Raw genomic sequence first — 22,926 nt, forward strand, 5'->3', positions numbered from 1 at the left:
AATGTTTTTGAACTCACTTACTATAACTAAAAGGAGCACTGGATGCCAATAGCTACTTACGAACAATATTGCGATATGTTAGATAGCGCAAAAAAAGGCGGATACGCATATCCGGCCATTAACGTCACTTCAACGTCAACTGCAAATGCAGCAATCAAGGCCTTTGCCGATATGAAATCAGATGGAATCATTCAAGTCTCAACTGGCGGAGGAAAGTTTGCATCTGGGCAAGGTCTAAATGATGAAGTCCTTGGCGCCATCTCTCTTGCGCAACACGTTCACCTTGTTGCAGCTAAATACGATGTGCTCATTGCTCTTCACACTGACCACTGTCATCCAGAAAAAGTTGATAGCTTCCTAATTCCACTAATTGAAGAAACAGAAAAGAGAAGAGCTCAAGGCCAGCCTAATCTATTCCATTCTCATATGTTTGATGGATCAGTCCTACCAACAAATGAAAATATCGAAATGAGTAAGAAGCTTTTAGAGAGATGTGCTAAGAGTGAAATCATTCTCGAGATTGAAACAGGTGTTGTAGGTGGTGAAGAAGATGGTGTTAATAACGAAGATGCACCAGCTGATAAATTATACACAACTCCAGAAGAGATGGTTGAGGTAACAAAAGCACTTCGCCCTCTTGGTAAATTTATGTATGCTGCCACTTTTGGAAACGTACACGGAGTTTATAAGCCAGGAAATGTTAAGCTTCGTCCAGAAGTATTAAAAGAAGGACAAGCAGCAGTTGCAAAAGAATTAGGAGCAGATGCTGAAAATTGGCTTGTTTTCCACGGTGGTTCAGGAAGTGAACTTTCTGAGATTCACGAGACACTTGGATATGGAGTTATTAAAATGAATATCGATACCGATACTCAATATGCCTACTCTCGTCCAGTTGTGGATCACATGTTCAAGAATTACGATGAAATGCTTAAGATCGAAGGTGAAGTTGGAAACAAGAAGAAGTACGATCCTCGCGCTTGGATGAAGAAGGCAGAAAATGCAATGACTGAACGTATTTCACAAGCTTGTCGTGACCTTAAGTCCGATGGAAAATCAATCATTCTATAATTAAAATGTTCATAAATGAGTAGGTACAACTAAATCCTAGTGCCTACTCATAATTTCTCGACAAAATTATCACATTCTCTTTTTATACTGACGCCATGAAAGTATTAATAACAGGTGGTACAGGCTTTATTGGCTCATTTCTAACAAACTCATTCTTAGAGCATGGCTATGATGAGGTACGTATTTTAACTCGCAACCTAGAAGGAAAAACAAGCACTCCTAAAGTGAAATACTTTGAGTGGGATGTTGAAAAAGGTCAAATGGATATGGCCGCACTCATGGGTGTTAATGCAATTATTAATTTGGCCGGTGAAAATATTGCAGATGCTAGGTGGACGACAGAGAAGAAGGATCGCATTTATAATTCAAGAATTAATGCGACAAATCTTCTTTATGAAAAATTAAAGCAGCTGCAATCCAGAGGTCTTCCTCTTCCCAATAAACTCATTAGTACTTCGGCCATTGGAATATATGGTGACCGAGCAGATGAGGAACTTAAAACAGATAGTGATGCAAGCGATGACTTCTTGGGACAAGTTTGTCGTGACTGGGAAGCGGCCGCAAAAAAAGTTTCAAAGCTAGGTATTAGTGTGAAAATTATTCGAGTTGGTGTCGTCCTCTCTAGTGAAGGAGGTGCTCTAGCAAAGATGCTTCCTGCTTTTAAGATGGGAGTTGCTGGAAGAATCGGTGATGGCCATCAGTATATGAGCTGGATTCATATTAGGGATCTCGCAGACCTATATCGATTCTTGGTTGAACATGAAACGGAAAAAGATATTATTCACGGTGTTGCACCAAATCCAATAGAGAATATTGACTTCACGGAAACTCTTGGACGTATTCTTCATCGGCCAACTTTCATTCCATTACCGGAGATTGCTGCGAAAACAATATTTGGTGAAATGTCACATGTCTTACTAGATAGCCAAAAGGTTTCATGTGAAGAAACAAAGGACTGTGGCTTTGAATACTCATTTAATTTTCTTGAGGCGGCATTAAGAGATACTCTTCGCAATCGTATCTAAAATAAGGCATAATGCCTTAATGGAAGATATCTCTCTAATTCAAGGAATTGGAATATTTATATTTATACTCTTTGCAGGCTTCATTGATTCCATGGCCGGAGGTGGTGGGCTTATAACAATACCGACATACCTTGCAGCAGGAGTTCCCGCACCTTTTATTCTTGGAACTAATAAATGTGTTTCATGTTGTTCAAAGTCCTTATCAATTTTTCGCTATATAAAGAATAAGAAAATCGACTTTAAGTTTATTCTTCCCCCTACGATAGCAGCATTCATTGCTTCCTTAATAGGTGCACGACTAAGTTCTATTCTAGATTCAAAGCATATGGTCTACATATTAATCCTCGTTATACCTTTTATTTTCATCATGAAGTATTTGAAAGGAAGACGTGGACTTGTGAACCCAAGTAAACTTGAAAAAACTCAAGTAATCATCAGATCATCGATAATCGGCTTAATGATTGGTGGCTACGATGGCTTCTTTGGCCCTGGAACAGGAACGTTTCTCATTATCTCCATGATGTTCTTTCTTCATTTTGATATTTTAAAAGCTTCACCACATGCTGCGTTTATTAATTACACAAGTAATGTTGCGGCCTTTATAACCTTTCTTATAAAAGGAGTAATCATGTGGAAAGTTGTGGCCATTGCACTTCCGGCCGGTTTAATTGGAAACTACCTTGGATCAAACCAGGTACTTAAAGAAAATAGGACAACGGTAACAACAGCATTTAATGTCGTCCTCGTTGGCCTATTAGTAAAATCCATTTATGACATTAGTATGATGTAGGACAAGTAACTTTCTTTAAAATAAAAGAGAATCCGCGGTCAATACTTCTGATATGAGAAATCAACTCAACTCTCCCCTCGTAGAAATCACCTCTTTTTTCTATAAAAAAGCTCATACGATGATCCACTTTCTTATAGGCATAAGTTCTTGAATCTCTCATATAGATATCTTCATCAATTTCATAAGAAAGACTGGCCTCACCTGACTCATACTTTCCTAAGTTCTTAAAAAATACCATTGGTGAGTAGGAATAATAGACTTCATCTCTAACACCTTGAAAGAAAGTGAAAACATTAATCTGCTCTGCACGATTAGACTGAATATTACGGTAAGTATAAGAAGTCCCAAAGTCCTCGAAGGTTGATAAATTACGTTCGTAATCTGGCCCATACGAGATAGATGAATCATTAATTTTAATTGTTTCAAAACACCCCATTAGATCATTTGGAGTTAATGCAAAAATATTAATAGAAATTAATAAGCATAATAAGTACTTCATAAGAAAATCCTTTTTCTATAATTGAATTACTATTTTAATAAAGATCTGTGTAAGAAACAAACAACCAATTCTTACATTAGTGCTTCTTAATGAACTCTTCCTTAGGGAATCGAAATTGTGGCCCATATACCCCATTTTCAGATCTCTTCCCAACGCCCAAGATCATCGTAATATGATCATGACATCCTAGACCTAGTAACTTCTTTGCTCTCTTAGCATCAAAGCCTTCCATCGGAAGAGTGTCATATCCCTGAGCTCTTACAGAGAGCATAATATTTTCACAAGCTAATGCTGTTGTTTTATGGGCCCAAGTTTTAAGCTCGGATGGAAACATTGGCTCGCGAAAGATCACTTGGAAAAGACCAATTGTATTGAAGAAGAGCCATTTAAAAGGAGATAAGATTCCAAAAGGTCCCATATAACCATAGGCCATCGGAGTGACCTTACTATAGTAGGCCTTTACTGCCTTTGGCACTTCCAACCCTTTCTTTTTATTTACTTCTTCTAACGAAGAAATCATTCGTTTTGAATTCTTTCTCCAAGTATCAGTCTTTGCCACACAGACAATTAAGTGTTTGGCCGTCTTAGCTCCATTTTGTCCAAAACAAAACTTTGCTAAACGACTTCTCGTATCGTCACTTTTAACCCAATGGAATTCCCATGGTTGTAAGTTTGATGAGTTTGGTGCCAGCAGTCCATGTTCGATTGCCTTTTGAACAACTTCATCAGGAACTTCTTCATCACCAAAAACACGGACACTTCGACGTGAAGTGATAACCTTTTCAAATTCCTCAAAGTTGATCTCAGGAGCAACCTCTGTGTAATTCAACTCAAGTTTCTCTGTAAAAATGTCATCACTCACGTCTAATATCCTTTATGAATTTAATGTTTTAGATAATTTTTCGTAAACATTCTTAGATGTTTTATCACTTTCAACAATAGCAGTAAGTTCGGTCTTTGCTATCTCTTTAAGATCAGCAGGCATCTTACGGTAATCATTAAATGCACCAGCAAGTCTTGAAGCAGATTGTGGGTTAATTGCATCAACCTTTCTAATCATTTCAGCAATAAATTTCATCCCTCGTCCACTTTCATGGTTAAATTGAACTTTATTACGTGCAAATGAACCAATTAGAGCTGAAACAAGATTTGGAACATTCATATCAAAGACTTCGTCTTTCATTAGCTCTTGAACCTTATCAAAAGTAGTATCATCACAAGATGAAGCTTGCACACTTAGCCACTTTTGCATAACAAGAGTTTGTTCTTTGAACTTATCATAGAACTCTTTTAATGATTCCTGACAACCTGGTAAGTTTTCATTAACCATAACACTTAATGAGTTCATCATATCTGTCATATTCGTTGCGTACTTGAAGCATTCACGAGCAAGCTCTTTATGCTCTTCAACTGTTGAAAGACACGCTAGAGCAAATCCTCTTAGCTTTCTCTCTCCCATCGCCTTAGCATCGACCTTAAATGGTCTCTCTGTACTAAGATCATTATAAATTGAAGCTAATTCTAATTTGTAAGTATTAGCAAGAAGCTTAAATAGCTTATCTTTTGCTTCATGGATTGCACGGTAATCTGGAATATCAATTGTTGCAGCAACATCAATCATCGATGGAAGAGAAAGACAAACTGCCTTAAATTCTTCATCAATATTATTATCATTTAGAATCGATCCCCATGCTTTAATGAATAGTTCATCAACTTGATGATTTTCATCTTTTAGCATGGCGTGAATATTCTTTAAGGCAAGAGCTTGTCCAGCTTCATAACGGTTAAAGTCATCATTATCATTTGCCATTAAGAAAACGAAGTCCTCATCAGTTAAGTCAGAGCGAAGAACAACTGGCGCACTAAAATTTCTATTTAGTGAAGCAACTGGTCTTTCATTAACATTGGCAAATACAAATGTCTCAGTATCCGCTTTTATGTGAAGGAGTCCACGATCGAGATCATTTTGATCATCACGGTTCTTTAAAGTTAATGTCATATCATTTCCAGCACTATCAAGAAGCCCTAGCAAGAAAGGCATATGAAAAGGCTCTTTCGTTGGCTGCCCAGGAGTTGCAGGAGTCGATTGATTAACTGTTAAAGTAAATTCTTTAGCTTCTTCATCATATTTAGTTGTTATATCTAAAACAGGTGTTCCCGCTTGGTCATACCATCTTCTAAATTGTGAGAAGTCATAATTATCATTGGCAACACTCATAGCATGAGTGAAGTCTGCCGTTGTTACGGCCTGTCCATCATAAAGCTCAAAGTACTTATCCATCCCTCTTTGGAAGCCTTCTTCACCTAGAAGTGTATGGTACATACGAATTACTTCAGCACCTTTTTCATAAATCGTCATTGTATAGAAGTTATTCATTTCGATATATGACTTTGGCTGAATTGGGTGTGATTGAGGACCTGCATCTTCAGGAAATTGAGCGGCCTTTAGGTTTCTCACATCATTAATACGACATACTGATCTTGAATTTAGATCGGCAGAGAATTCTTGATCTCTAAACACTGTTAGACCTTCTTTAAGTGTTAGCTGGAACCAGTCACGACAAGTTACACGGTTTCCTGTCCAATTGTGAAAATACTCATGACCAACAACTGACTCAATACCAAAGAAGTTTCTATCTTCAGCAGTTTCTTTTGAAGCAAGTACATAAGCTGAATTAAAAATATTAAGGCCTTTGTTTTCCATCGCCCCCATATTGAATGAATCAACAGCGACGATCATATAAATATCAAGGTCGTATTCAAGTCTAAATCTTTCTTCATCCCATTTCATCGACTTCTTAAGTGACTCCATTGCATGATGTGATTTTTCTTCATTACCTTTATCAACGAAAACCTGAAGCTTAACGTCACGTCCAGACTTTGTTTTGAATGTATCTTCAATAACAGCAAGATCTCCAGCCACAAGAGCATAAAGATAAGCAGGCTTTGCAAATGGATCATTCCATACAGCAAAATGTTTTCCATCTTCAAGATCTCCACTTTCAATTAAGTTTCCATTTGAAAGAAGAAATGGATAGTCTTTCTTGTCTGCAATGATCTTTGTCGTAAAAACACTTAAGTTATCAGGACGATCGATAAAGTAAGTTATTCTCCTAAAGCCTTCTGGTTCATTTTGTGAACAAAACATCCCACCAGACTTATAAAGGCCATCAAGAGCAGTGTTTGCTTTAGGGTTAATTTCATTATGAATCTCTAAAGTGAAAGCTTCGCTAGGAAGACCAATAAGAGTTAGAATCTCGTTTTCTTCCTTATAATTTGAAAACTCTTCTCCATTAACCTTTACGCTTTTAAGCTTTAACTCTTCACCATTTAATTCAAGAGTATTTCCATTAACTGGTGTGATTTTCATTTTTGAAAAAACTTGAGTTTGTGTATCATCGAGATGAAATTCAAGGTCCACTGTTTCAATTTTATGAGTTGGGGCCTTGTAGTCGGCCAAATACTTGACTACTGGAGTTTCTGTTTTCATACGTACGTCCTTTTTAACTATCTATAAGTATCTAAAATAACGATTTTGCTCATTATAAGGCATTTATTTCTAGAATTTGCCACAATTTGAACTGAATGAAAACTTTGATTAAAATATATTTAATATTAAATAGTTAACGCAATAATTCAATAATTTAAAGTGAGCTAGTAAGATGGATGCTAATAAGAAATTTTATTTCTCTGAAATCCCCAAGGATGAGAGGTTAAGTTTTTTAAGAAGGGCCGTAAGTGACGGACTTAGCGTAGAGGTTTGGCAAAAAGGTCATGACAAAGACAAAGTCGAAAAATTTAAAATAAAATCTCTCGATGAAGACAACCTTGAACTTTCAGTAGATTTTGACGCAAGCATCATTGCAAAGCTTGCTGGTTCAAAGAATAAAGAAAGTGAAGTTCTAATTAAAATCACTTTTAAGTCTGTATACCTATTCTCTAGCTCGTTTCTAAGTTTCAATTCAGCAAGTGAATTATATAGTCTTAAAGCAGATCGACCTTTCTATAAAAGTCAGCAACGTACTAACTATCGACTACACGCAAACTCATATATCCCTATTCAAATTAAAATCGAAGAAGATGTATTTGACTGCAATGATATTTCTGCTGGTGGAATAAGCTTTAATTGCTCTTCTGAATTCAAAGAGAAGTTTGCAAAAGAGACCATCTTTGCCAAGGCCACTGTAAGACTTGCTTCTAAGCGCTTTGAGATTCCTCAACTTAAGATTGCAGCAACTTGGCCAAATGATTCTGATTCAGAAAAGCCTTTAGGTATTGGTGCCGCTTTTCAAAATATGGATAAAGATGTTGAGGAAGACCTCGTTCTTTCAATTAACTCAGAGGCCCGTGGAGAAGAGCTTAGAAAGCAGGCGGCGATGAAGAAAGGCACTTAGACTCCTTATTGCTCTTAAGCTTTAAAGACGAAAAATACTTATCAAGTTCTTCTTGATTAAGAGTCTCTTCTAATACCTTCTTATTTTTATGATCTATCAAATCTTTAAAAGACAATATCGTTGATATTTGAGGACAACCAATAGGCATAGAATTAATAAAGGCGTTTATTGCAACTTTATTATCACTAGCTAGAAACTTCTTATAATAAATATCGTGCCACCCATTTTGATAACGAGCTAAGTAAACAGCGACACCATCAAGATTCTCATTTATTTTAAAAAACCTCTTAGCAATAAAGGTTTTCAGTCCCTGATGATTTGGGATTGCACTTATAAGTGGCCCTAGTTCTTCATATTTTAAGACTTTAGCATCTATTAACTCTAAGTATTTCTTTAAATAGCCGGCCTTATCATACCAAGGAAGCGGTAACTTAACCGCCATAAGATAATATGATTTAAGTGAGAGCTGTGAATCAAAAGAGTTGGCCAATTTTAAAAGCTGGGCCTTATTTTGTTGAAAGTAGTCATGACATAGACGGTGATGGCAACTTGCAAGACCTTTCATATACAATTCAAAAGATACTTTAGAAGCCTTATCAATTTGTATTTCACGACATCCTCCGACACTAATTAAGCTTGCGCAGACATAGAATAAGTCGTTTCCATACGTATCAAAGAATTGATTAAAGTTATTATCAATCTTCTCTTTTAGAGTTTTTCTAAATTCAATTGGGCCATTAAGTGAGCTAATAAGTTGTTTTTTCGTACACAAAGTACTTAAATCACAAGGTAATTTCCAGTCTTGTACTTCAGAACTTACAGTCTGAGAGACCTCTTTATCTCCCCCAATACACGATGCACAAATCGTTAAGATGATGAAGTGAATCATGGCACTTAAAATAGAAGAAAAGTTGAATAATTTAAACATGATAAGTACTACCTTAACGCATATATCTAAGTTGACTTGTCAACAATATATGGATAAATTCACTGCTACCTCTATTTATTAATACAATTCTAATGAGATGTGAAATATGTCGTTGAAATTTTCAAGTGCAGCTGACCGTTTAATGGACAAAGCAAATATGCTTAAGTCTAAAGATCTTTATCCATTCTTTCGTCAAATTGGTGACTCAGAAGGAACGGTTGTAAAAATTGATGGCCGTGATCAAATCATGATCGGCTCAAATAACTACCTTGGTCTAACTCACCACCCACATGTGAAAGAAGCGGCCATAAAGGCCATTGAAAAATACGGTACAGGTTGTACAGGTTCAAGATTTCTTAATGGAAATTTAACGATACACGAAGAACTTGAAGAAAAGCTAGCTACATACCTTGGCCATGAAAAGGCCCTTATCTTTTCAACAGGTATGCAAACGAACCTTGGTGCTCTATCTGCTATTTGTGGACCAAGAGATTGTATGCTCTTTGATTCTGAAAATCATGCTTCAATCATTGATGCTTCACGTTTAGCAATGGGAACAACTTTTAAATATCGTCACAACGATATGGAGTCTCTTGAAGAGCAACTTGAAGCTAATATCGATCGCTTCCAAAAAGTTATCATCGTAGCTGACGGTGTTTTCTCAATGACTGGTGATATTGCAAACCTTCCAGAAATGGTAAGACTTGCAGAAAAATATGGTGCCTATATCTACGTTGACGATGCTCATGGTATCGGTGTTATGGGAGAAAAAGGTGCAGGAACGATGAGCCACTTTGGTGTAACTGATAAAGTACACTTAAATATGGGAACGTTTTCTAAATCATTTGCTTCTATTGGTGGTGTACTTTCAGGTGATGCTGAAACTATCAACTACGTAAAACACTTAGCGAGATCATTTATGTTCTCTGCTTCAATGGCCCCTTCAGCAGTTGCGACAGTATCTGCATGTATCGACGTTATCAATGAAGACGACACTCTTCATGAGAACCTATGGGATAACGTACAATTTATGAGAAATGGATTCCAAGAAATTGGGTTCTATACATATAATTCGCAAACACCAATTATTCCAATCTTCATCGGTGACGATGTGAAATCGATGCTTGTAACAAAATTCCTAAGTGATCACGGAGTTTTTGCAACTCCAGTTGTTCCACCAGCAGTACCTAAGGGAGAGGCCCTTATTAGAACAAGTTATATGGCAACTCATAGTAAGAGTGAGCTAACAAAAGTTCTTGAGGTATTTGCAAAGGCCAAGAAGGAATTTGATCTTCCTTCAACAATGGGACACTAGAAAGAAAGGAGCTTAGATGGCCATCTATATTGAGAAAGTAGACGTTTTAAACGATAAAAAGGCCCGTAAACGATTCATTGATATTCAATTTGAAATATATAAAGATGATAAGTTTTGGGTTCCTCAATTAAGAATGGAGCTAAATAAGTTATTCAAGTCAGGTCACCCTTTCTACAATACGGCCCAATGTGCTTTCTATATCGCCATTAAAGATGGAAAAGATGTTGGAAGAATCATGGCCATCAATAATCATAACTATAATAAATTTCATAATTCAAAAGAAGGACATTGGGGATTCCTCGATGCCATCGACGATATAAAAGTTTTTGAAAGCTTATTTAATGCAGCGGCAGAATGGTGTTCATCACTAGGCATGGAAAAGTTTATTGGCCCATTTAATCCTTCAACAAATTATGAATGTGGAACACTAATCAAGGGATATGGAGAGATTCCTGTTCTTATGATGATGTATAACTACGAATACTATCAGCAACATATTGAGTCTCTTGGCTTCACAAAAGCAATGGATCTACTTGCTTATCACATGAAAACCGAAACTCAGATGCCTGAAATTATTAAAAAGATTGCAGAGCGTGCAGAAAAGAAAGAGTCCATTACTTATCGTTGTGTTTCTAAAAAGAGATGGCAAGAAGAAATAAAACTCATGTATGAGATTTACAACGATGCTTGGGAAGAGAATTGGGGATTTGTTCCAATGACCAAGGATGAATTCTTTGCCATGGCCGCAGACCTAAAAACAGTAGCAGATGAAAAGCTTATTTTATTCGCTCTTGTAAACGGTGTTGAAGCTGGCTTTATTGTATGCCTACCCGACTTTAATCAAGTTCTACATAAAATCCCAAATGGAAAGCTATTACCAACAGGTATATTTCAAGTCCTAAGGGCACCTAAATTAATCGACGGTGTTCGAGTTATTACAATGGGTGTGAAGAAGAAATACAGGCTTTATGGACTAGAATCAATTCTCTATTTCCGAGCTCACGAAAATATTGCAAGCTATAAGAAGTATAAGAATATTGAAATGAGTTGGATTTTAGAAGACAACTTAAATATGAATAAACCACTTCTAAAAATGAATGCGGTTCCATATAGAAAGTATCGTATTTTTCAAAAAGAGCTCGTATGAAAGTTTTAATTACTGGAGCGACTGGCTTTGTTGGCTCCCACCTATGTGATAAATTATCAGAACAAGGACATGAAGTTTACGCTTTAGTAAGAAATGAACAAAAAGCACTAAACTTAGAGCTGCCTGGAAAATATATTACAGGAAACCTCGATGAAGAATCAATTTCATCATGGGTAAAGAAACTTCCCTCAGATCTCGACTGTGTTATTCACACAGCAGGTGTTGTCTCTGCTAAGCATTCATTAACATTTGCAAAAACAAATCAGCTAGCAACACAAGATTTAATAAATGAATTAAGTAAGCGTTATGAGAAATTACATTTTCTTTTAATCTCATCACAAGCAGCTGCTGGCCCATCTCAATCACCTATTGATGAGGCCCATGAATGTAATCCAGTGTCAGCATATGGTCATTCAAAACTAGCAGCTGAGCAGGCGCTAAAAGAGCTAGCTCCTGAAAATTGGAATAGTACAATCATTAGACCTCCAATGGTAATTGGACCAAGAGATAGTGCCGTACTTGATGTCTTTAAGATGGTAAAATCGAGATTCGTCACTGGCCCTGGCCTTGGATTTAGATCAAAGCGCTACAGTGTTGTAAATGTCTTCGATCTTGTTGATGCAATTATCTTATGTGCAAAACAACAAAGTCCAAAGAATGAAGTTTACTATGTCACATCTGTTGATGAAGTAACTTTTGAGGAATTAATCAATACAATCTCAAGTACTCTTGGTGTGAAGAAAGTATTCTTTATGTCTATCCCAATTTGGATACTAAGAATTGTAGCAGGTGCACTTTATACGCTGCCTATTCACCTTCCATTAACGAGAGATAAGATTAATGAGCTTGAGGCACATGCGTGGCTTTGTAAAAGTGAAAAGATCAGGGCCTTAGGACATATACCTCAACACGATCTAAGATCGACTATTGAGATGACAGCAAAAGATTATCAAGGGCGCAACTGGCTCTAATAACCTTCTTCCTTTTCTCCAGTAACCGTACGAAATACATAGTCCCAAAGTGGTGAACTTACACCATACTTTGCCTTTTCATGACGAAAGTGATGTTGAAGATGAAACTTCTTTAAGTAGCGCCCTACTCGACCAGTCATTTTAAAGTGGTGAGTTGCATAGTGTATATAGTCGTAACAAAGATAGCCTACTGTAAAGAATGCCATAAAACCCGAAAGATAATACGCTGGAATAAATAGTGAAAAGAATCCCCATATCAATGCCATAATTAAAATGGCCGGAACAGGAGGCATAACAAGTCTTGTTGGATCATTTGGATCATCGTGATGGAGTCCGTGAAATAGGAATACAAATCGTTTTGTCAGTGGCCCTATAGGTTTTAAATGAAAAACAAAGCGGTGAAGTAAGTACTCTGTCAGAGTCCAAATAAGAAGTCCGCTAATGGCACAAATAATCATTTCAAAATGTGTATAACCTAAAGCAAAGTAAGAGCGATAGATAAGAAAAATGACAAAGGGCATCCAAAGCAGCAATGGTATTATTGGGTGTACGTGAGTCATAGACTCAAGAACAGGGTTCTTAAATATTCTAATTGATTCGTATTTTTTCACTTTTTATATCCTATAAGTAGAAAAACCTATAAACACTAGTATTCATAACAAATAAGAAAAGAATAGTCAGCTTTTAGCTTCTTTTAAACTAATTTAAACCTATTTTTTATTGATGTCAGAAATCAAGAAAACATATTTTATAGAGCATGTAAATGCCTATACAGTAACGTATTAGAATAATGGACTAAGTTAATTTCTCATGCGAGTTACTGTAAGAAAAAATCCCTTGTTCTTTCTGTAAAATCGAATAAACTTATTAATAAGCAGAGACGAAATAAAGACACTTCGGCGTTTCGGGAAAGGACTTTTTAGGAACGTCGTCTTTTATTTCATTCAAAAAAAACAATCCCAAATCATTTAAATTTTAACTAGTTCGAAGCTCTTCGATATATGGCTTCCATTGTCCCATCCATTGATTCATCGATGCATTTATTAGAGAAGAACTCTCCTGATGAACATTAACGGTACAATAAGTTAGGCTAAGAGTATCCTGATGTTTTCCAGCATCAATTGAAGGGATATTATTCCAAGTTCCAGTATTGAAATAGTATCGTCCTTCCGGAAAACGACGCCACTCCTGAAGATGAGTATGCCCCATAACAACCGTATGAATGGACGAATTGCGATCAAGAATCCTTCTGGCCATCCTTTCGTACTTTGGATAGATGGTAATCTGTTGTAGAATTTTAATCGTCGTTTTAAAGTTTGTATTTTGACGTGTGTAATAATTTGAATAAGTCTTAATAACGTAATTTACACAAGTAAACATGAGTCGCCAAAAGAAGCGTGTATCATTGAATAGACACCATTTCACATAAGACGACATAGGCCTGACCTTATCAATATAAGGGCGCTCCTTCTTTAAACGAGGAAGAACATTGATACAAAATAAAGATCCCCAAGGAAAGTTTAGAATCTCTTTTCCAGCTGGACCTTTAATGAATTGCTTTGTTTTTGGAACTGTATTAATTGCTTCAAAACGATGTCCATGTTCAACATGTAACCCATTTTCTATAAATGTTTCAGTAAAGATAATTTCATTGCCACAGATTTCTTTAAATCTTTGTTGAGCTCCTTCAAAGAGCATTCCAGCATCGTGATTGCCAACAACATAAACAACACGCTTATGTGGTGCGCGCAAAAACTTCTTAAGGCCAGCAAAGAAGCGCGGGTGTCCTTTTGCAATATCATCAATCTGTCTTACAGTCATGTGCTCATCGACAACATGAGTAAAAACCCCATCAGTATCAATTTGAATAAGATTTAGTATGTCACCATTTAAGACAATGGTTACAGGCTTTGAATAATACTCATTTGTGGAAAAATAATCACAAAACTCATAGAAGCGATCATCCTCGAAGAAGTCTTCAAGAATATTGAATTCTCCGTTTTGCAGATAGCTGCCTTTTCCAATGTGAAGATCAGATAAAATTAGGTACTTCATATTTATGAGTCTGCAACACAGACTTTACCACGTCCAGACTTTTTTGCTTCATACATCATTTTATCGGCCATACCGATAATTTCATTTCGACTCGAAGCATTTACTGGGTAATTAGCGACACCAATAGAAACACTTAACTGTACGTCCTCATCCTCTTTAGAATTGATTTCAAGGTCAGCTTCAATCTTATATATTGTCGACTTTACTCTCTTTAGAATTCGCTCTCCAATATGCTTGGCATCTTCCAATGTTGAATATGGGGCCAAGACAACAAATTCATCTCCACCATAGCGATAACATAAGTCATCTTCTCTTACAGTTGAGCGAATTGTTTCAGCTACTTGTTTTAATAGACTTGTCCCAATTAAGTGGCCATGACCATCATTGATACTTTTAAAGTAATCGATATCGATAAAAATAAGTGAAAATGATCTCTCTAGAGTTTCATATTCTCTAATTGATGCTTCAATATCACTTTTAAACTTTCTTTGATTATAGAGTCCAGTTACATCATCAACATGAGCAAGAGATTGTAGTCGCTTAAGCTCTTTTATATGTAACAGACTTCTAAATTTAGATTGAATATAATTTTCCAACTGTGAAAATACTTGCGTAGAGAATTCACCATTAACAACGATAAAAAGATTTTGGCTTCCATTAAAGCCGACATCAATAAATCGGTACTTATCCCCTTCAATATCCACATGTAGGTGCTGAGTTTTAAGCGCCCCCATTAATTCCTGATAAACCTTATCTGGGTACTCCCCAGATATTTTATTATTATAGAAGTCTCGGATAATAGGATTACCATCATCAGTTTGGATGGTCGCAAATACCAGAGGAGTCTTTGAGTTAAACTCATTTTTGATAAAATCACGAAAAGATTTAAGAACAATATTGAAGTTCTCTTCTTCCACATTCTGGCAGATATAATTTAATAGTGCTTCGTATTGTTTTTCCAACATAATCGTTTTTTAGTTTTCCATTTCAATATCGCTCAAATCCAAATCAATTGTATCTGAAACAATGCTTAAAGATCCTCTTAAGTTATTAATTAATCTTTCAAGTTTCTGTTGAGCGAGCATGCGCTCTTTCTTGGCCTGTTTTTCATTGATGGCCATATTTTCCATATTAAACTCTAATGTATCAATCTTTCTCTTAAGTTCTAAGATTTTCTCATCGCGAGCTTTTATTTTATTATCACTATCAATTGCCATAAGCTCTAGCTGACTCTCAAGTTCTTGCTCACGAGCACGAACGCTTGCGTGATCTAATCTCATGCGACTGCCGATTTCATTCATTTCTTCTTTCATCGCTTTATTTTTAGCTTCACTTAATTCAAGCCCATGCTTGTAATTATCCAACTGAGACTTTGTCTCTTCTATTTCAAAAGCATGTCGCTTTTTAGCAATAGTTAATTCAATTGATTTCTCATCTGCTTCAGTTCTTAAATTAAGATTTTCTCTTTTTAAAATCTCAACCATAGATTGAAGTTCATTTATCTCATTTAATAAATTAGTGCGATCCGTTTTTAACTCATTTACAGTAACTCGTAGGTCCATTAACTGCTCTTCACTCATAGACGAAAGAATATGCCCAGGGTGAATCGTAGCTGCAGGAGACTGTGCAACGCCACTAGAATCATGAACAAATGAATCATGTTGTTGTGATTTGTTATCTTGGCCAACACCGATATTATAACTTGCTGTTTGCTCATTTGAATTCATCGGTGCATGCACTGTTTTTGTTTCTTCAGCTTCATTTGAAGCAACCGCAGTAACAGTGGCCTCCTCTTCTTGTGGCCTAGGTGCTTCATTTACCATACCATCCAGTTGGGCCAGAGTATCTTCTTCTTGTTCTTGCCCTTGAACTAAGTCTTTATCATGATCATCTTCACTAAGTCCTAGCTCCACTTCTGCTGTATCTTCAACCTCAGAATCAAGAGAGTCCAGGTCCTCGTCAAGCTCATCATCAAGACTACTATCAAGATCAATATCCAGATCATCATCCAAATCAGCACTCGCCTCTAAGTCATCGAGCTCACCTAGATCATCTAAATCACCTAAGTCGTCTAGGTCACCAAGATCATCCAAGTCGTCTAATTCACCAAGATCATCTAATTCATTATCAATATCACTTGAAGCTTCTAGCTCTTGAGTATCTTCTTCAGATGGGAGCTCTTGATCTTCTTGTGTAACTGCTTCGACCTTTTTTTCTACTATGATCGGATTATTATCTAAGTCTAAGTCATCTTCTCTTGCTGCCTCTGCTGGTGCATTGGGAATATCTTCACCTTTGGCAGTTAAATCGATAGAAAGGCTTCCAGAAATATCCAGATCCATATCAGTTGGGGAACTTGCATCTGCTGGGGCATTTTCTACTTCATCACCATCCCCACAAAGAGACATATCTAAATCATCATCGAAATTTAATTCAATTCCACCCTCATCTGCCTCTTCATTTGAAGAGTTAAATTGAGACAGATCCATATCTGTTTCCACAAGTGTTAATGAAGTCTTATCTTCTTGATCGGCCATTTGTGCTGAATTATCAGAGTCTGAACCTAGAACATCGTCTACAGCGCTCTGAATCTTGTCACTTTCTTCCGTCAATTCTTCTTGTGCTTTCTTGTGTGCTGACATATTTTTCCCCAATAAAGTGCACTAAATTTGTTTAAATCTAAGTTTTCTTGCTTTCCTACACTCTCCTTTTCGCCTTTTTTTGAAAAAAGTTAAGTATTTACGTCGCATAAAGTCATTCTGTTTAAGAATATTCAAAATAGATGAGGTTTCTACTTGAGAACTAGTGAGGAAATGTTCTACAATATTAAGCAGTTATCAAGATAAAGGCTATCCATGATTAAGAAACTACTAATTTTATCCAGTATTTTAACAACGACATTAATTTCGCTAAGAGCGAATGCTCAAGACTTTCTCCCATCAAATCTACTTTTGATGAATGATTACTTTGCTCACCATGTGATTGTTGCAGAGAAATCTACTCATACATTATATCTCTATGAAAATGATGAGGGAAAACCAAGACTAATAAAAACCTTCCAAATGGCCACAGGTCAAAAAGTTGGAAATAAAGAATATCAAGGAGACAAGCGAACTCCTGAAGGTGTTTACTTCTTTAACCAATTCCTGGATCACAATGACTTAATCAAACGTCATGGTGAACTTGGAGCACAATACGGAGTTGGTGCCTTCGTTCTTGATTACCCTAATCCTATTGATAAAGCACAAGGGAAAACAGGTGGCGGAATTTGGCTACACTCAACAGATAATGAACCAAGAATTGATAAAGGTCTTGATTCTAAGGGATGTCTTGTTGCCCACAATGTTAACCTAATTGATATCGCTAGATATATTGAAATCAATAAAACGAATATCGTTGTTGTCCATAATTTAAAATTCTTCAGTGAAGAAACATGGAAAAGAGAAAAGAACGAAGTCATTGATACTTTTAATAGTTGGCTAGATGCTTGGTCTAAGGAAGATACTGATAAGTACCTTTCTCACTACTCTCGTACAGACTTTGAGGACCCATTTAGAGGTCGCTACAATACATTCGCTCAATATAAGAGAGCAGTCTTTTCTAATCCAGGAAAGCCAGAGATTAAAATCTCAAACCTTACAGTATTAAAAGCTGATGACTATGTTGTTGTTACATTTAAGCAAGACTATAAGAGTAACACTGTAAACGATATAGGAAAGAAGACTCTCTATCTAAAGCGTGATCCATATTATAAGTGGAAAATCGTCGCTGAGAGATGGCAGAGAATTCCAATGGATATTACAAATGAGAGGGAGCACTTAAGTTTTGAGCCATCACAAAGGTTCTTTACTTCACAAGACCCAAAACAAATTTTCACATTGAACCTAACTCTAACTAGGCCATATAGCGAAAATTAAAAGGGAAACGGATGTCTTCAAATACCAAGGAAGCGGCAAAGAATAATCTTTCATTTATTCTTTATGAAAATAATAAGGTGCCAAGATACCTTCAATTAACACCTCGAGAATATAAGGCCATTCTTTATGTGCCTGTTGTCTTAACAGTATTTTCAATCTTTGCTTTGGCCGGTTCATACTTTTATACAAAGAATATCGAAAACCTAATTAAGGCAAAAGAGCCGTTAATTATCAAAAATCTTCGCGACGAGAATTCTGGGCTTACTCAAAAGAACTCAGAACTTACAACACTAAACCTTGATCTAACAAACCGACTTGCCAATGAAACGATTAGTGGAGCTTCTGCAAGTTCACTTAATATCATTGCCCCAGTAAAGGGACAAAAAGACTTAACAAGTCCTGCAAGTATCAAGATTGAAGATATTAAGGTTAACAAAGGAAATGAGAAGGTTGAGTTAAGCTTTAATCTTATCAATATTACACAAGATAATAATCGCGTTTCTGGCTATATTCACATCTTCTTATTTGATGGGAATAATTACTTTCACTACCCTGAAGGTGGAGATTCAATCAGAAACTTCTCTCTTAATTACACAAAGGGTGAGTCATTTGCCACTTCACGCTTTCGTCCTGTAACAGCTAAGTTTGATCTTCCAAAGACCAGTACAGCAATGTTTAAGGTTTTTATCTTTAATCGTCTTGGTGATATAGTTCATCAACAATTATTCAGAGAAGAGATCAAATAATGGACTTAAGAGATCAAAACTTCACATTTGTAGGAATTGGATCCGTTATAAAGGGCGATATTGTTCTTAAAGGGCCATCACATATTTGCTCAACAATTGAAGGCGATATTCAAATTGATGAGAGCTTTACTCTCACAATTGAGCCACAGGGAATTGTGGAAGGTCGAATTCGCTGCGGAGACCTTAATATCTATGGAGAAGTCTCAGGAGATATCACGGCCCAAGGTAAGGTAAAGGTTTTCCCTACAGGTGTGGTTAAAGGTCAGATCGTTGCTAAGAATATTAATATTGCTCCAGGAGCAACTGTTAATATGCAAGGGCATACTCTCGAATCACAATCATAAATTTAATATCTTAAATATTTAGAAAAATATTAAGGGTAGGAAGCGAAGTCCTACCCTTTTTTATTTATAGAAAGTTTTTGTAGTTATAGACTTTAACCTTACCAATCTTACGTAAGGCCTTCTTCATTGACTTGTCACCAAGAACAACAATCTTAACTTTATCATATGGGAAAGCTGCATATACTGTTTTTGCGACATCTTCTTGAGAGATTTTATCAACAGAGCTTGTGTATTCAAGAAAGCGCTTAATATCGACATTTGCATTATCAAGGTTAACTAATTGTCTCATAAAGCTTGATGGCTTTTGGAATTGAAAAGCAAAACCACCCTTTACGGCCTTTCTTACCTTTTCAATTTCACTCATTGCTATATTCTTTGCTTCAGAATTATCTTTAAGAATCTTTATTACTTCTTGAACCATCTGCCCTACTGTTTCTTCTTTTGTAAAAGTAGAAAGAATTGAGCGTCCATAGTCTTTTTGCATGCCAGCAGTTGCCCAAGCAGAATAAGTTAAGCCTCTTTTTGTTCTAAGCTCTTTAACAAGAATAGAAGTGAATCCGCCACCAAGATATTGGGACATAAATTCAAGGTTCTCAAATCCTGGATCTTTATCTTTTGCCATAAAGATTCCGGCCCTAACTTGTGCTTGATTAGCCTTAGGTACTTCAACAAAATGGATAACAGGCTTTTGTGGGTCAAATGGCCTAAGCTCCTTAACTTTTGAATCAAGAGTTCTTGTGAAGCTTGCTTTTGAATTAAATCCACATTCATTTGTAATAATATTTTTAATATTTAAAACTGTTCTTGGCCCAGTTATATAGACTTTCTTTTTCACATCTTCTCTAAAGTACTTTAGACGATCTAGAAGGTAGCTTCTTTTCATGCGCTTAAGATCACTAAGTCTTCCTTTTACATCAGAGACGTAAGGAGTTCCTCTTAAGCTAATATCGCGAAAAGCCGTTGAAGCAAGGGCCCCAGGATTTGAAACTAAGTTTTGTCTTTGAGCACGTAATAGCTTCTTTGCCTTTGCAAGTTCCTTTTTTGGATAAACAGCATCTCTAAAAATATGACAGATCTTCTTTGTTGTAGGAATGATATCTTTAGTTAGGCCATTATACGAATAACTTGAATACTCATGAGTAACATTTGAAGATGTTGAAACACCATAGAATTCGAGATTATCTGCGATCTCATTTAAGCTAAATCGATTAGTACCACTCTCCAAAAGATCAAACATCATATTTGTTACACCTTTTGTGCGGCCATCTTTCATTGCTCCATCTGCAAAGAAAATTGTTACATTATAAGTTGGAAACTTATCATCTTGAATATAAGTGACATCGATATTTTCCCACTTCATTTTCTCAATGCGATCAACTAACTCATTTGCATAGAGTTGCCCTGCCCCAAAAAGAAGAGATGTGATTAGAACTTTATTTAAAATATTTTTCATATAAATTACCTTTTATTACGATCCCAAATTGATAAGAAGGCATAGTTATTACCCGAGATATAACGCTTACATACGTCTCTCACCTTCTCCACAGTCATTTCATCATAGCTCTTTAGTTGTTTCTTATACTCACGATAATCACCAAAGTAGAATTCAGTTGAGCCTAAGAAGCTTGCAAGGCCATCATTTGTAGAAATTGCTTGGAAGTATTGCTTTAATAGTAAGTTCTTAGTTTTTTGTACTGAACGAGGTGTAATGGCCTTTGAGCATGAACGACGTAAACTTTTTAAAAGCTTATTACGACTTGTGCGAATACTAAATTTTGGAAGAATCTCTCCTCCAATAACAAAAACACCACCATTCTTTAGGCCGTAATTGAAAGCATAAACGCTTGAAAGACGAGGTCTTTTAGAAACGACAAAGTTTTTAACAAGATAAGAGCTTGTACCAGTTCCTAAAATATCAGCTAAGAAGTCCAGGGCAAGTGCATCTTCATGAGTTATTGAAACAGCAGGAAATGCTAAACGAAACATTGGATTCTTTGCCTGTCCATTAAGGCCTTTAATATAAGGAAGCTTTGAAGTGCGCTTATAATTATCAACGTTATCAAGCTTCTCTTTTTTCTTATCAAGGTCACTATTTGTTTTAATCTTTCCAATTGTATCCTTAACTTTATCTAGTACCGAAGAAGGATCGATATCACCAACAATGATCATCGTCGCATTATTTGGTGCGTAGAAGTTATGATAAAACTCCATCATCTGATCTCTTTTAAGTGCCTTTACGTCTTTTGCATCGCCAATAACAGAGCCTCCATATGGAGTTCCTTTAAAGATCGCCTTCATCATTGCAAGATGAATTTTTCCATTTGGCTTATTTTCATAACGCATTTTTCTTTCTTCAAGAACGACTTGTCTTTCTTTTTCAAAAGGAACTTCTTCAAGAACAAGATTTTGCATTCTCTCCGCTTCAAGCTCAATCATCTTCTCAACAGTAGAGGCCGCAATATTTTCATAATAAACAGTGTTATCAAATGTCGTATATGCGTTTGAATCACCACCGTAAGTTTCAATATAATCTGAGAAATACTCCGCTGGATAATTCTTCGTCTTCTTAAACATCATATGCTCTAGAAAGTGAGTCGCACCAGTCGTGCCTACTTTCTCATATCTTCCACCAACATCGTAGAATGTATAAATTGATGCAATAGGAAGTTTAGAGTCCCGTACTAGAAGTAACTTCAGTCCATTATCTAACGTATGTTTTTGAATATCGATATTTAACTCTAAGTCACCAAGTCCAATATCTTTATGATTTGTGCCCTGATCCTGCGTCGATGAACACGAGACAAGAAATAAAAATACCAGGCAGGCAAAGTACTTTGTCGTTTTAAACATTAAATCTCCAATAAAAGTTAACATAAGTAGTTTAAAAGCTTATAATTTTCATGGCAATATATACTTATGAATTTATCAATCACATTTCTAGGAACAGGAACAAGTACAGGCATCCCAATGTTAGGATGTAATTGCAAAGTATGTACAAGTTCAAATCCATTTAATAAGCGTCTTCGCACTTCTTTTCTCTTGCAAACGAAAAAGACGACTATCGTCTTTGACACTGGTCCCGACCTAAGGACTCAACTATTAAGAGAGAACGTCCAAGATGTTAATGGTGTTATTATATCTCACCCTCATGCTGATCACCTCAACGGGATTGATGATATAAGGCCATTCACATTCAATCATCCAATTAACCTCTACACATCAAGTGATTGTGCAAGAGTTATCCATGAACGATTTGGCTATATCTTTGGAAGTAATAAGGGGCATATCGGCTCAAGTCCCAGACTCTTAATGAATGAGATCAATATTAATGAAAAGTTGAAAATTTGTGAGCTAGAATGTGAATTCCTTCAGCTTCCCCACGGAAATGGAACTTCATTAGGTTTATTAACGGATAAGCTTGCTATAATTTCAGATTGTCATGAGATTGCGGACCAGACACTTTTAAAGCTTAAAAACTCAAACCTTGATGCGCTTATTATAGATTGTGTTCGAGAAGAGCCTCACCGCAGCCACCTAAACGTGGACAAGTGCTTTTCATATATCAAAGAAATTGGCGCAAAGCAGAGTTTTCTTACACATATGGGCCACGAATTGGAACATGACTCGTTGCAATCTAAGTGCAATGAGCACTTTCCTGCTAAAAATGTCAAAGTCGCTTATGACGGCATGAAATTCGATGTTTAAATTATTGTAATTGCACGTTAAA

Annotated in this window: 21 protein-coding genes; 11 read left to right on the top strand and 10 right to left on the bottom strand. The window is 36.3% G+C overall.

Annotation, left to right across the window (positions count from 1 at the left end; genetic code table 11):
• Positions 1 to 42: 42 nt before the first annotated feature.
• The 3 genes from fbaA (at position 43) to ACN5L8_RS13715 (ending at position 2,883) form a co-directional block, all read left to right on the top strand.
• Positions 43 to 1,068: a class II fructose-bisphosphate aldolase gene (gene fbaA, locus ACN5L8_RS13705; protein ID WP_114706290.1), complete on the top strand. Its 1,026-nt coding sequence runs from the start codon at positions 43 to 45 to the stop codon at positions 1,066 to 1,068.
• A gap of 95 nt (positions 1,069 to 1,163) precedes the next feature.
• The gene (locus ACN5L8_RS13710) at positions 1,164 to 2,093 is read left to right on the top strand and encodes a TIGR01777 family oxidoreductase (RefSeq protein WP_419173299.1); all 930 of its coding nucleotides are present in this window, start codon (positions 1,164 to 1,166) and stop codon (positions 2,091 to 2,093) included.
• Positions 2,094 to 2,112: 19 nt separating this feature from the next.
• Positions 2,113 to 2,883, top strand: coding sequence for a sulfite exporter TauE/SafE family protein (locus ACN5L8_RS13715; protein WP_419173300.1), 771 nt, complete (start codon positions 2,113 to 2,115; stop codon positions 2,881 to 2,883).
• On the opposite strand, the gene ACN5L8_RS13720 is transcribed toward ACN5L8_RS13715, so the two are convergent.
• The 3 genes from ACN5L8_RS13720 to pepN all read right to left on the bottom strand — a co-directional run bounded on the left by ACN5L8_RS13720 (position 2,870) and on the right by pepN (position 6,872).
• Positions 2,870 to 3,382 (bottom strand): hypothetical protein, encoded by a 513-nt coding sequence (locus ACN5L8_RS13720; protein WP_419173301.1) that lies wholly within the window; start codon positions 3,380 to 3,382, stop codon positions 2,870 to 2,872. The two genes, ACN5L8_RS13715 and ACN5L8_RS13720, sit on opposite strands and share 14 nt — an antisense overlap.
• 76 nt (positions 3,383 to 3,458) lie before the next feature.
• Complete coding sequence (locus ACN5L8_RS13725) at positions 3,459 to 4,244, bottom strand: nitroreductase family protein (protein WP_114706294.1); 786 nt, start codon at positions 4,242 to 4,244, stop codon at positions 3,459 to 3,461.
• Positions 4,245 to 4,256: 12 nt separating this feature from the next.
• Complete coding sequence (gene pepN, locus ACN5L8_RS13730) at positions 4,257 to 6,872, bottom strand: aminopeptidase N (RefSeq protein ID WP_419173302.1); 2,616 nt, start codon at positions 6,870 to 6,872, stop codon at positions 4,257 to 4,259.
• 172 nt (positions 6,873 to 7,044) lie between these two features.
• Here pepN and ACN5L8_RS13735 point away from each other — a divergent pair, with 172 nt between their 5' ends.
• On the top strand, positions 7,045 to 7,776 hold the full coding sequence (locus ACN5L8_RS13735; protein ID WP_419173303.1) for a hypothetical protein: 732 nt from the start codon (positions 7,045 to 7,047) through the stop codon (positions 7,774 to 7,776).
• Here ACN5L8_RS13735 and ACN5L8_RS13740 read toward each other — a convergent pair.
• A complete protein-coding gene (locus ACN5L8_RS13740) occupies positions 7,742 to 8,704 on the bottom strand; it encodes a hypothetical protein (protein WP_419173304.1) in 963 nt (320 codons plus the stop codon). The two genes, ACN5L8_RS13735 and ACN5L8_RS13740, sit on opposite strands and share 35 nt — an antisense overlap.
• A 106-nt stretch (positions 8,705 to 8,810) precedes the next feature.
• Here ACN5L8_RS13740 and spt point away from each other — a divergent pair, with 106 nt between their 5' ends.
• The 3 genes from spt to ACN5L8_RS13755 are packed head-to-tail and all read left to right on the top strand — an operon-like array spanning position 8,811 to position 12,137.
• The gene (gene spt, locus ACN5L8_RS13745) at positions 8,811 to 10,019 is read left to right on the top strand and encodes a serine palmitoyltransferase (RefSeq protein WP_419173305.1); all 1,209 of its coding nucleotides are present in this window, start codon (positions 8,811 to 8,813) and stop codon (positions 10,017 to 10,019) included.
• 16 nt (positions 10,020 to 10,035) lie between these two features.
• A complete protein-coding gene (locus tag ACN5L8_RS13750) occupies positions 10,036 to 11,166 on the top strand; it encodes an N-acetyltransferase (protein ID WP_419173306.1) in 1,131 nt (376 codons plus the stop codon).
• Positions 11,163 to 12,137 carry an NAD-dependent epimerase/dehydratase family protein gene (locus ACN5L8_RS13755; RefSeq protein ID WP_419173307.1) on the top strand — a complete coding sequence of 325 codons (975 nt, stop codon included), beginning with the start codon at positions 11,163 to 11,165 and terminating at the stop codon, positions 12,135 to 12,137. The genes ACN5L8_RS13750 and ACN5L8_RS13755 overlap by 4 nt, the downstream gene beginning before the upstream one ends.
• Here ACN5L8_RS13755 and ACN5L8_RS13760 read toward each other — a convergent pair.
• The 4 genes from ACN5L8_RS13760 to ACN5L8_RS13775 all read right to left on the bottom strand — a co-directional run bounded on the left by ACN5L8_RS13760 (position 12,134) and on the right by ACN5L8_RS13775 (position 16,834).
• The gene (locus ACN5L8_RS13760) at positions 12,134 to 12,748 is read right to left on the bottom strand and encodes a sterol desaturase family protein (protein WP_419173308.1); all 615 of its coding nucleotides are present in this window, start codon (positions 12,746 to 12,748) and stop codon (positions 12,134 to 12,136) included. The two genes, ACN5L8_RS13755 and ACN5L8_RS13760, sit on opposite strands and share 4 nt — an antisense overlap.
• 364 nt (positions 12,749 to 13,112) lie before the next feature.
• The gene (locus tag ACN5L8_RS13765) at positions 13,113 to 14,192 is read right to left on the bottom strand and encodes a metallophosphoesterase (RefSeq protein WP_419173309.1); all 1,080 of its coding nucleotides are present in this window, start codon (positions 14,190 to 14,192) and stop codon (positions 13,113 to 13,115) included.
• A gap of 2 nt (positions 14,193 to 14,194) precedes the next feature.
• The gene (locus ACN5L8_RS13770; RefSeq protein WP_120404615.1) at positions 14,195 to 15,157 is read right to left on the bottom strand and encodes a GGDEF domain-containing protein; all 963 of its coding nucleotides are present in this window, start codon (positions 15,155 to 15,157) and stop codon (positions 14,195 to 14,197) included.
• A 9-nt stretch (positions 15,158 to 15,166) separates the two neighbouring features.
• A complete protein-coding gene (locus ACN5L8_RS13775) occupies positions 15,167 to 16,834 on the bottom strand; it encodes a hypothetical protein (RefSeq protein WP_419173310.1) in 1,668 nt (555 codons plus the stop codon).
• 213 nt (positions 16,835 to 17,047) lie between these two features.
• Between ACN5L8_RS13775 and ACN5L8_RS13780 the strand changes: the two genes are divergently transcribed.
• Genes ACN5L8_RS13780 through ACN5L8_RS13790 form a run of 3 tightly spaced genes read left to right on the top strand, consistent with a single transcriptional unit; the run spans position 17,048 to position 19,199 of the window.
• Positions 17,048 to 18,109, top strand: coding sequence for a L,D-transpeptidase family protein (locus ACN5L8_RS13780; protein ID WP_419173311.1), 1,062 nt, complete (start codon positions 17,048 to 17,050; stop codon positions 18,107 to 18,109).
• 11 nt (positions 18,110 to 18,120) lie between these two features.
• The gene (locus tag ACN5L8_RS13785) at positions 18,121 to 18,855 is read left to right on the top strand and encodes a hypothetical protein (protein ID WP_114706306.1); all 735 of its coding nucleotides are present in this window, start codon (positions 18,121 to 18,123) and stop codon (positions 18,853 to 18,855) included.
• Positions 18,855 to 19,199: a bactofilin family protein gene (locus ACN5L8_RS13790; protein ID WP_114706307.1), complete on the top strand. Its 345-nt coding sequence runs from the start codon at positions 18,855 to 18,857 to the stop codon at positions 19,197 to 19,199. The genes ACN5L8_RS13785 and ACN5L8_RS13790 overlap by 1 nt, the downstream gene beginning before the upstream one ends.
• A 64-nt stretch (positions 19,200 to 19,263) precedes the next feature.
• Here ACN5L8_RS13790 and ACN5L8_RS13795 read toward each other — a convergent pair whose 3' ends face one another.
• Complete coding sequence (locus tag ACN5L8_RS13795; protein WP_419173312.1) at positions 19,264 to 20,652, bottom strand: M16 family metallopeptidase; 1,389 nt, start codon at positions 20,650 to 20,652, stop codon at positions 19,264 to 19,266.
• Between the two features lie 5 nt (positions 20,653 to 20,657).
• Positions 20,658 to 22,049: a M16 family metallopeptidase gene (locus ACN5L8_RS13800; protein WP_158536814.1), complete on the bottom strand. Its 1,392-nt coding sequence runs from the start codon at positions 22,047 to 22,049 to the stop codon at positions 20,658 to 20,660.
• A 66-nt stretch (positions 22,050 to 22,115) separates the two neighbouring features.
• Between ACN5L8_RS13800 and ACN5L8_RS13805 the strand changes: the two genes are divergently transcribed.
• Entirely contained in the window at positions 22,116 to 22,904 is a 789-nt protein-coding gene (locus ACN5L8_RS13805; RefSeq protein ID WP_419173313.1) for an MBL fold metallo-hydrolase, read from the top strand.
• Positions 22,905 to 22,926 lie beyond the last annotated feature (22 nt).

Source organism: Halobacteriovorax sp. (assembly GCF_048381875.1).
Classification (GTDB): Bacteria; Bdellovibrionota; Bacteriovoracia; order Bacteriovoracales; family Bacteriovoracaceae; genus Halobacteriovorax_A; species Halobacteriovorax_A vibrionivorans.